Annotated in this window: 8 protein-coding genes; 2 read left to right on the top strand and 6 right to left on the bottom strand. The window is 54.1% G+C overall.

The features are described 5' to 3' along the window. On the top strand, positions 1-247 hold a 247-nt coding region (locus tag BLW59_RS12835; RefSeq protein WP_139283672.1), incomplete at its 5' end, for an IS3 family transposase. Between the two features lie 136 nt (positions 248-383). On the opposite strand, the gene BLW59_RS12830 is transcribed toward BLW59_RS12835, so the two are convergent. Continuing rightward, entirely contained in the window at positions 384-2,084 is a 1,701-nt protein-coding gene (locus BLW59_RS12830) for an FAD-dependent oxidoreductase (protein ID WP_074698090.1), read from the bottom strand. 219 nt (positions 2,085-2,303) lie between these two features. Between BLW59_RS12830 and BLW59_RS12825 the strand changes: the two genes are divergently transcribed. Beyond that, on the top strand, positions 2,304-2,846 hold the full coding sequence (locus tag BLW59_RS12825; protein ID WP_074698089.1) for a cytochrome c3 family protein: 543 nt from the start codon (positions 2,304-2,306) through the stop codon (positions 2,844-2,846). A gap of 84 nt (positions 2,847-2,930) precedes the next feature. Here the strand turns inward: BLW59_RS12825 and glyS are convergent, their stop codons facing one another. The 5 genes from glyS to BLW59_RS12800 all read right to left on the bottom strand — a co-directional run bounded on the left by glyS (position 2,931) and on the right by BLW59_RS12800 (position 10,083). Continuing rightward, entirely contained in the window at positions 2,931-4,997 is a 2,067-nt protein-coding gene (glyS, locus tag BLW59_RS12820) for a glycine--tRNA ligase subunit beta (protein ID WP_074698088.1), read from the bottom strand. Then, positions 4,994-5,878: a glycine--tRNA ligase subunit alpha gene (glyQ, locus tag BLW59_RS12815; RefSeq protein WP_029540411.1), complete on the bottom strand. Its 885-nt coding sequence runs from the start codon at positions 5,876-5,878 to the stop codon at positions 4,994-4,996. The genes glyS and glyQ overlap by 4 nt, the downstream gene beginning before the upstream one ends. Before the next feature lie 263 nt (positions 5,879-6,141). After that, positions 6,142-7,089, bottom strand: a complete 948-nt coding sequence (locus BLW59_RS17790; protein ID WP_074698087.1) for a hypothetical protein — start codon at positions 7,087-7,089, stop codon at positions 6,142-6,144. 73 nt (positions 7,090-7,162) lie between these two features. Then, complete coding sequence (locus BLW59_RS12805) at positions 7,163-9,205, bottom strand: clostripain-related cysteine peptidase (protein WP_074698086.1); 2,043 nt, start codon at positions 9,203-9,205, stop codon at positions 7,163-7,165. A 281-nt stretch (positions 9,206-9,486) separates the two neighbouring features. After that, positions 9,487-10,083 carry a hypothetical protein gene (locus BLW59_RS12800; RefSeq protein WP_074698085.1) on the bottom strand — a complete coding sequence of 199 codons (597 nt, stop codon included), beginning with the start codon at positions 10,081-10,083 and terminating at the stop codon, positions 9,487-9,489. Between the last annotated feature and the right edge of the window lie 34 nt (positions 10,084-10,117).

Genomic DNA, 10,117 nt, shown 5'->3' with positions numbered 1-10,117 from the left:
CAAATTAGAAAAACAGGGAATGACGCAAAGCATGTCTCGTGTAGCCCACTGCATTGATAACGGGCCCATGGAAGGATTTTGGGGCATACTTAAGCGGGAGATGTACTATGGCAGACGTTTTACCAGCCAGCGTGAACTTATACATTCGATAGAAGCATACATTCATTATTACAACCACAAACGTGTTCAACGTAACCTTGGTATCTTGACACCAATAGAGAAACACACCTTGTATTTAGTCGCATAAAAAGGCCGGCAGACGAATCTGCCGACCAAAGAATTCTTATATTTTTTTATTGTCCTCTTGACGGGGAGCAGTTCAGGGGGTGGCAGCGAAGCTGCCGGGGAGAGTCATTGCCTGCTTCAGAGAGCGAATAACATAATCACGCTTTCTCCTCCACCACACTCTTGCCTGCCAAATAGCCGAAAGTATAGGCGCGGCCATGGCTGCACCCGGTGACAACGATGGGATAGTCCGTGGCAAAGAAGCTGCCGGAGGCATTGCCTGCGGCGTAAAGGCCCGGAATGACCTTGCGCTCCTTGTCCAGTACCTGGAGCTTGTCATTGATGGTGAGGCCTCCCAGGGTCACCAGCAGGGACGTGCCGATGTGTCCGGCGTAGAAGGGAGCCTTCTCCACCGTGGTGAGATAGACTGCATCCTTGCCGAAATCCTCATCCACGCCCTTCCTGGCCAGCTCGTTGTAGCGCTCCACGCTGGCCTTGAGGTTCTCCAGGGGCAGGTGGGCCTTCTGGGCCAGTTCCTCAAGGGTATCGGCCTTGACGATGACGCCCTTTTCCACCAAATCGTTGAACTCATTGAGACGATGATGGAATTGGAGCTTCTTGCAGGCACTCTGCTTGAAGCGGGGTGCCTCCTCAGGCCACTTGGCATCCCAGATGGTCCAGCGGGTAAGTCCCACCTGCTGGCGCACGGCGTTGGATATGTAAGCAAAAGGCAGATCCTCGTTGGCATAGCGCTCGCCATTCTTATTTACTGCCAGCCAGGGCTGGCGGGGAATGGCATCCATGCGGCCTCCGGGGTTCCCGTCAGGGTCCAGCAGGGCATTGTCAAAGAGCATGGGGGCATGGGGACCCTCGTCAATGCCCGCTCCCACCCAGAGCCCCATCTTCTGGCCGTCGCCGGTGTTGAAGCTGTTGGGATAGAGGATTTTCTGCACCTTCTTGGCGCAGGGAATATAGTAGTTCAGCATTTCCTCGTCATGGCCGTAGTCACCGGAGCAGAGGATAACCCCCTTCCTGGCATTGAACTTGATGTATTCCCCGGCAGCGTTCTTGGCGATGACGCCGGTAACCCGGCCCTCGTTGTTGGGACGCACCAGCTGCACGCCGGGAGTCTCATAGATGATTTCCGCTCCCAGCTTCTCGGCGGTGGTCTTCAGAGTGTAGGCCATGGCGATGACCGCATTGCCGCCAATCATGCCTTTCGGCGTAGACTCGGCTGCCCCCTCGGGGGGCTCCAGCACGAAGGACAGGGTGGGGATATTGGGAATGGTGGCATTGGGAGACATCTGGTCTTCCTTCGTCCAGATGGACTTCACCTTGCACCCCAGGCCCTGAGCCTTGTCCACAATCCAGTCATTCACCATGCCGCTCTTCTCGGAGAAAAGTTTCACCACCCGCTGATCAGCCTTGTAGCCGCCCCAGCGCATGATTTCCCGGGTCACATCCAAGGGATTCAGCTGGTTCCCCACAGAAAGCTGCACCTTGGAGTTGACGGCGCCGTAGTCGAAGCTGCGGAAGTTGATGGTAGGCCCTTTCTCGATGACAATAACCTTGGCACCTGACTCGGCAGCGGAAGCGGCAGCGCAAAGGCCGCTCATGCCCGCCCCCACCACGATGACATCAGCTTCCTTTGTTTCCTTGATGCTGCTGTCCGCAATGGGAGCCGGCGCCTTCATGAATTCCGGCTCTGCGCCGACGCCTGCACCGCTCTTGTCCTTCCTCACATGGTCGGTGCGGCCATTGCCACAGCCAGCCAAGAGCCCGGAGGCCATGGTGCCCACCGCAGCCAGAGCACCGACCTTCAGGAAGTTCCTTCGCGTCATTCCCTGTTTCTGCTCCATATTTCTCTCCCCCTGATTAATCAATGTGCTATATGAACTGAAAATAATATCTTTGTTTATTATAAATTAGGGGTGAGTATTTGCCTTTGTAGGAATGCACAAAAGAAAGCTCCTTATTTTCATCTATTCCCTTAAGGCTGTTTTGTCCTCTGGCTTATATAATGGAAAGCAAGCAAAGTATATTTGCCCTCAACTTCCTAAGAAAGGAGGAACTGCCTTATGAAAGATCTTATCCTGAAGGCCCTGGACTTTGCCAAACAGCGTCCTCTGGCCTGTCTGGTGGGAATTTTCCTCATGGGCTGCATCAGCATGGCTGCCATGCACGTGGTGGAGGCCCATTTCCCGGAAATGTCCTGCTCACCCTGCCATGGCATGGAGACTTATGTTGATGGCTATTATCATGATGACCTCATGTCCCACTCCCACATGGAAGCAGGGGTAGCCTGCATCGACTGCCACGACAACGGCATGATTGACAAGCTGAACGAAACCTACTGGTACGTCACAGATGATTTCGACAATCCCCCTCAGCAGCGTGCCTTTGACAATGAAATGTGCACCAAGTGCCACAAGGTTGAGGACATCGTCGCCAAGACCAACTACGATGGCAAGAATCCCCACGATTCACACCTGGGCGACCTGGTCTGCTCTGACTGCCACTACAGCCATGAGAAATCCAAGGCTAAATGCATGGAATGCCACAATTTCGAATTCCTGCAGAACCTGCCTCCTGAATGGGCCAAGAAAGGCGAGCAGAAGTAATTTCTTACCCTCCAAAGCTACACACATCGCAAGACACCCCCCGGAAATTTCCGGGGGGTGTCTTGTGTGTATATTTATGAGATTTTACGCCAGTACAATCTTGCTGAAATCAGCAACCCTGCCTGCCAGCATATCAATGGACTTCAGCAGGCCCAGGCGGTTGTTCCTGATGGCCTCGTCCTTGTCCATGACCATGACGTCCTCGAAGAACTTGTCAATGGGCTGGGTGAGCTCCGTGAGGGCATCGATGGCACCCACGTAGTCCTGGCCGGCAATGAGGCTCTCCACGGAAGATGCCGTAGCCTTGCAAACCTGGCCCAGTGTCTTCTCTGCCTCCACCTGGAAGAGGCTTTCTTCAAAGCCTTCTTTCTCAGCCTTGGCAGCCAGGTTGGAAGCGCGGACCAGAGCCTGGATATGAGCCACAGCGTCGCCGGAGACGAACTTCTGCACAGCCTGGGCGCGGAGGCTCACGGCGTAGAGGTCATCCACATCGGCCAGCACTGCATCCACCACATCGTAGCGCACTTCTTCCAGCACGTTCTTCAGGCGCAGGCGCATGAAGTCAGCCACATCCTGCTGCATCTTCTGGCGGGCAGCCTCGTCGGTAATTCCATAGAGGTCCATGGACTTGGCCACCACTTTGGACAGGCTCAGCTGCCATTTGGCCTCAATCATCATGTTCACCAGGCCAAGAGCCTGACGGCGCAGGGCAAAGGGATCCTGGGAGCCCGTGGGAATCTTGCCACGAGAGAAGGTGCCCACGATGGTGTCAATCTTGTCGGCAGTGCTGACAATGCGGCCTGCCTCGGACTGGGGCTGGCTGTCACCTGCGAAGCGGGGCATATAATGCTCGTCAATGGCTACAGCCACTTTCTCGCACTCCCCATCCAGCTTGGCATACTCACGGCCCATAATGCCCTGCAGCTCGGTAAACTCCGTCACCATGCCGGTGACCAGGTCAGCCTTGCAGAGGATGGCGGCGCGATGAGCGTGCTTTGCGGTCTTCTCGTCAGCCTTGAGCTCGGCAGCGATGAAATCAGAGAGCTCAGCCAGACGCTCTGACTTCTCATACATATTGCCCAGCCCCTGCTGGAACACAACGGTCTTGAGCTTCTCCCGATGCTCCTCCAGGCTCTTCTTGCGGTCCTCATCGAAGAAGAACTGGGCATCCTCCAGACGGGCGCGGAGCACGCGCTCGTTGCCGTGCTGGACAGTCTCCAGATGCTCCTTGCCGCCGTTGCGGACAGTGATAAAGAGGGGCAGGAGCTTGCCCTCGGCGCTCTTCACCGGGAAGTAGCGCTGATGGTCACGCATGGGAGTGATGACCGTCTCGGGAGGCAGGGCCAGATACTTGTCATCGAACTTGCCGCAGAGGGCCGTGGGATATTCCACCAGGTACAGCACTTCTTCCAGCAGGTCTTCGGAAATCTCTGCCTGGCCGCCGTTTGCCTTGGCTGTTTCCACAATCTGCTCACGGATCATGGCCTTGCGGCGCTCCTGGTCCACGATGATGAACTGTGCCTCGCAGGCCTGCTCATAGCTGTCTGCATCAGCAATCTCGAACTCGCCGTTCTTGTCCTTGGTGGGAGAAAGGAAACGATGACCGCGGCTCACGCGGCCGGACTGCACCTCAGCCACCTCGAAGGGAATGACCTCAGAGCCAAGGAGAGCTACAATCCACCTGAGGGGACGGATAAACTTGAAATCAAGGTCACGCCAACGCATATTGTTGGGGAAGGACAGGGAGGAAATGAGCTCCGGCAGGATGGTCTTCAGAAGCTCTGCCGTAGCCTGGCCCTTCTCATGTACCATGGCGTACACATAGCCGTCCTTCACCACCAAATCCTTGGGGTCCACCTTCTGGCCCCGGGCAAAGCCCTGGGCAGCCTTGGTAGGATTGCCGTCAGCATCGAAAGCAATCTGCACGGAGGGGCCGCGGTTCTCGCTTTCCACGTCCTCCTGGCTCTCAGCAAGGCCCGTTACCAGGAGAGCCGTGCGGCGGGGCGTGCCGATGGTGCGGACATTCTCGAAAGCCACGCGGTTTTCCTGCAGGGCCTTTTCTGCCTTTTCCTTCAGCTCCTTCAGGATGCCCGGCATCACATGAGCCGGGACTTCCTCAGTACCGATTTCCAAAAGTAAGTTCTTGCTCATGCCTTTTTCCCTCCTCTGTTCAGCATGGGATAGCCAAGCTCCTCACGCTGCTTCAGGTAACACTCTGCGCACATGCGGGCCAGCTTGCGTACGCGGCCGATGAAGGCCGTGCGCTGGGACACGGAGATGGCACCCCGGGCATCCAGCAGGTTGAAGGTATGGGAGCACTTCAGCACATAGTCATAGGCCGGGTGCACATAGCCCTTCTCGATGACACGCACAGCCTCAGCCTCGTACTTGTCAAAGAGCTCAAAGAGCAGGTCCTCATCGGAAAGGTCAAAGGCATAGGCAGACTGCTCATACTCGTTCTGATGGAACACATCGCCGTAGGTGTAGTCGTCAGTCCACTGCACATCATAGACATTATCCACGCCCTGAATGTACATGGCCAGACGCTCCAGTCCGTAGGTGATCTCAGAAGCCACGGGCTTCACATCCTGGCTGCCTACCTGCTGGAAATAGGTGAACTGAGTGATTTCCATGCCATCCAGCCAGACCTCCCAGCCCAGGCCCCAGGCCCCCAGGGTGGGGGATTCCCAGTTATCCTCTACGAAGCGGATATCGTGCTCGGCAGGATTGATGCCCAGGCGCTCCAGGCTCTCCAGATAAAGCTCCTGGATATTGTCCGGGGAGGGCTTCATGATGACCTGGAACTGATGATGCTGGTAAAGGCGGTTCGGGTTGTCGCCATAGCGGCCGTCAGCCGGGCGACGGGAAGGCTCCACATAGGCCACATTCCAAGGCTCAGGGCCCAAGACACGCAGGAAAGTGGAGGGATTCATGGTGCCGGCGCCCTTTTCCACATCATAGGGCTCGGCCAGGATGCAGCCCTGCTCCGACCAGAACTTCTGCAGGGCCAGGATGATTTCCTGAAATTTCATATCTACAACTCCTTCTGTCTGCAGGGACGCAAAAAAGCCCCGCCCCTGCAACTGTATGTTACAGGGACGAGACTAAAATCCCGCGGTTCCACCCTGATTGGCGCACCTCGTGCACCCACCTCAAGCTATAATTTTGTGCAGCTCCAAAGCGCCCTTCACACTCTTGCGGTCTCACACCCTCACCGCTCGCTGGAACCAGTGCTACTCTTCTTTTTCATCGCTTCCTAAAGTCTAGCAAATCAGGGGTTATCTGTCAATCACAATTACTCATCGTCATCATCATAGCCGCCATCGTCGTCATCATAATCACCGTCATCTTCCTCGTAGTCCCCGTCGTCCTCTTCTTCGTAATCCTCCTCTTCCTCTTCGTAGTCTTCTTCCTCTTCTTCCTCTTCTTCCTCTTCCTCTTCCTCTTCCTCGTCTTCTTCTTCGTCTTCTTCTTCGTCTACATCTTCCTCATCGTCATCATCCTCGTCGTCATCTTCCTCGTCGTCATCTTCCTCGTCGTCATCATCATCGTCATCGTCGTCATCATCATCTTCATCATCATCGTCGTCGTCATCGTCGTCGTCATCGTCGTCGTCATCATCATCGTCGTCGTCATCATCATCGTCGTCATCATCGTCGTCATCATCGTCATCGTCATCATCGTCGTCGTCATCATCGTCATCGTCATCATCGTCATCGTCGTCGTACTCGTCATCGTCATCGAGCTCGAACTCGTCCTCATAATCCTCGTACTCGTATTCTTCGTACTCGATTATCTCTTCATATTCCTCGATAACTTCATCGATATACGTTACATCACCGGTTTCCTGATACTTGGCATAGGCGTTCCTGGCTGCTGCCGCTGAAGCTCCACCTGCAGCGGTGAGGGCTGCCAGTTTGGCGCCGCGTCCCATGCGGCTGCCGCCCTTGCCGCCGCCAGAACCCCTGCCAGAGCCCTTGCCAGAACCTTTGCCTCCGCCATGGCTGGATTCCTTCTTGCCGTGTCCGGAAGGCTTATGGCCAGAAGCAGCCTTCTTGGCGTATTTCTCACTCTGGGCCAGGGCATCCAACGCGTTCTGCAGGCTGTAGCCATTATTCATCAGATAATCAATATCATTCTGTTCATAGTATTTGCCGTTGGGTGCCACATACTCGGAGAGCTTGGCGGTTTTCTTCTGTGCGAATTCTTTTGCTTTCTTAGCCACGTCTTTCATGGATGCCATATCAGATTACTCCCTTCATTTATCCTTATCCTACACATTTATCTGAATCGCCACATCGGCAATCACAGCATACTCACTCCACATTAGTGGTAATCTGCCCCTTCTCCAGTACGAACTCTACCATCTTGGACAAGGCGCTGTCACCGCCGGGGGATATGAACTCGAAGAGGTAGCCATAGCTGCCGTCCCCCAGTTTCTCATCCTTCACCTGCGGCTTATCTCCCAGGGTGAAAGTCTCCACTTCCACAGGGGTGAAGTCTTCATCGTCACCGCTGATGGTCATGGCGTAGTGGATGGTAGTGATCTTGTCGCCCTTCTTGAGCTTCTGCAGATTCCTGTCAGCCATGCCATGACTGTCCAGGCCCTGGCGGGCCCCCAGGATCTTGTAAGCATTATCCTTGAAGCTGTAGGTCACCTGCAGATTGCACTCCTGCCCGTTCAGCTTGATGGGAATGGAGTAAAGGTTGTAATCATCCTCCATGGCAGTGATTTCCACATATACGGGATGGCCGTCCAGCATAGGCCAGGTACCCTGGAAGTTGTCCTTGAAAATCCCCTTGTCCCAGTCAGCCTTGATATCCCCATCGCTGCCAAGGTAGAGAATCAAATCGTTCTGCAGGTCCACACGCACCAGATTGCAGTGGATAGCGGACACCAGGTCCAGCTTTTCCTTGTCCAGCTTGACTACAGCATCGCCGTCTTTGTCAACCTCCACTGAAATATCTTCCAGTGCCTTGATATCAAAGACTCCGCTGGCAGGTTTTTCCTTCTCCTGGACGGCCTGCTGGGCAATCTGCTGCTGGGCCTCCAGTTCCTTCTTGTCATCTGCCAGCTGCTTCTTCAGGTTATCTATAGCCCCGTTGGGCAGTTTGCCATAGATAAGATACTGGTACAGATACTTATGGGGAAGCGAAGCAGAATTCTGATTGGCGTACATGGCGAAGTGATCCTTGTCGCCGTCATAAGAGTGGAAGCCGGAAATGCCGCTGCCCTGGTCACGGCAGTAGCCGTTCACCTTGTAGACCACCGCATCGTCCACAGCCTTAACCAGCTGCTGGTAGGAATTGGGCAGCTGCGCCTTGGACTCCTTGGCCAGATCCGCCAGGTCTACCATGTTGGTAAAGCCCTGCTTGCGGGTATTGCCGCCGTAGTTCTCAGCCGTCTTAGCCTCACGGGCATAGGCAGAGAAGAATTTCTTGGGGTTCTTGGCCGCCGCTTCCAGCGCCTCAAGGCCAAAGGCATCATAAGCCACTTTCAGGGCAGGCATCTTCGCCATGTCAATGACGGAAAGGGTGATGGAATCCTCCACATCCTCCTGCTCGCAACCCTTCACATAAGTGTCACAGATGGCCTTGCCAATGCCGTTGCCCCCCAGTGCCGGATTCTTGGCCAGTGCTCCTACCCAGCCGGTATAGTACCAGCCGCAGCCAGGCTCCACTTCCTCAGAACCAACCATGTACTTGGTCAGGCCCTCCAGCATATGGGCCGTTTCATAAGTAGCCATCAGGCAGGCATCGAAGCCGATCAGCTCGAAGGGCGGCTTGTCCTTTGAGGACTCATACACCGAGTCAAAGGCCTGACGAATATCGTTGAGGCTCAGGGGGCGCTCTGAAAATTCGTCATAGCAGACCCCGCTCATGCTGCCGCCGCCATGATCCCAAAAGACGAAGATATGGTGGTCAGCTGTGTAGTTTTCCTTGCCAAACTTCAGAAAATCCGCCAGCGTGGCAGGATCTCCCATATCGGCTCCCTTCACTTTCCCCAGTTCATGGAAGCCTTCGCTGTCGTAGAGCAGCCGTACCGCTGTCTTGCCCTTGGCGCCGATTTCGCTGTGCCATTTCTTGGCACCGCCGGCCTCAATGAGCACCTTCACATTGGACGGCAGCTTCACCTTCTCCAGCTCTGCCAAATCTGCAGAGGCTGCCCCGAACCTGGACTCAAGGTCCGTACCGCAGAGATACCAGTGGATAACCCAGGTATCGTCCTTGCCGTAAGTATCCTTGAACTCTGCCACCGTGGCCTTGCCCGATGGCTTGTCCTCCGAGCATCCGCTAAGGAAAGCAAATGCTGTCAGCAGGACCATAATTAGAATTCCCCTAAGTGCGGCTCTTGTCATAGAAAATTCCTCCTATAAAACAGGCAAGTCCACCCTTTTCCTTTCACTGAGGGTCCTAACACCCCTCGACTTCTGAATAATTCTATGCAATTTTCTGATTTCCTGCTTTTTCCTTATAATATAACAAGCAATTTCGAAGAAAAACAGGAGTTTCAGAATGTCACTCTCCCCATGCCACTAAAAAAGGCCAGTCACAAACCAGAAATAACCGATTTGCGACTGGCCCCTTATTAAAACAGGACTATTGCTGTCAACGTTTAAATGCAAAGCAGCGTGTTTCGTTATTGCTTATCTGAACTTACAGAACCCCAGCCTGCACCAATGTCGGAATAACCGAACCAATTCGCATTGGCATCCCAATTAAACTGATAGCGTTTACGATTATTGCCCTTCTCGAAAGCCAACACCAGATTCCCGTTTTTCAATGCCACAATATAAGGATATGCCCCGGCTTCGTGGGCATAATTCTGGCTGTCAATGTAGACCTCCAGCTTCTGAGCATTGGGCGAGTATCCGAAAAGGCAGGCGCGTTCAATTGACTGCAAAACATAAAACTGCTCGCTGTTGCTGGTGTTTTTCAGCACGCGGAAGGTATAACCGTATTCCACTTTTGGAAAGTGCTCATCGGCAATTTTCTTGTCATTCAGCCATACCTTCAGATGCAGCCTGTTGTCGCTGCTGGCCTGCCAAAGTTTCCGCATCTGGAACTTGAGTGGCCCGTAAGGAGTAGTGAAGGTTTCCGTCAACGCCTGGTCATTTTTCAATCCTTCAGTGAAATTTTTTGCCTCATAAGTCATTTGGTAAGATTCAGCGGCAAGACATACCGTAGCAAACGCCATAATCATCAGGCCTAATAGGAATGCAATACATTTTTTCATTGTCCTTCCTCCCTAAACAATCTCTGTTGATCTG

Origin of the sequence: Selenomonas sp. KH1T6 (genome assembly GCF_900108415.1) — a bacterium.
GTDB lineage: Bacteria > Bacillota > Negativicutes > Selenomonadales > Selenomonadaceae > Selenomonas_B > Selenomonas_B ruminantium_A.
Note: the sequence above shows the minus strand (reverse complement) of the source record. Positions and strands in the feature narration are given on the sequence as shown.

Excerpts from the sequence above, each read along its gene's own strand:
- BLW59_RS12830 (WP_074698090.1), bottom strand. The coding sequence starts at position 2,084 with ATGGAGCAGAAACAGGGAATGACGCGAAGGAACTTCCTGAAGGTCGGT.
- BLW59_RS12825 (WP_074698089.1), top strand. The coding sequence starts at position 2,304 with ATGAAAGATCTTATCCTGAAGGCCCTGGACTTTGCCAAACAGCGTCCT.
- glyS (WP_074698088.1), bottom strand. The coding sequence starts at position 4,997 with ATGAGCAAGAACTTACTTTTGGAAATCGGTACTGAGGAAGTCCCGGCT.
- glyQ (WP_029540411.1), bottom strand. The coding sequence starts at position 5,878 with ATGAAATTTCAGGAAATCATCCTGGCCCTGCAGAAGTTCTGGTCGGAG.
- BLW59_RS17790 (WP_074698087.1), bottom strand. The coding sequence starts at position 7,089 with ATGGCATCCATGAAAGACGTGGCTAAGAAAGCAAAAGAATTCGCACAG.
- BLW59_RS12805 (WP_074698086.1), bottom strand. The coding sequence starts at position 9,205 with ATGACAAGAGCCGCACTTAGGGGAATTCTAATTATGGTCCTGCTGACA.
- BLW59_RS12800 (WP_074698085.1), bottom strand. The coding sequence starts at position 10,083 with ATGAAAAAATGTATTGCATTCCTATTAGGCCTGATGATTATGGCGTTT.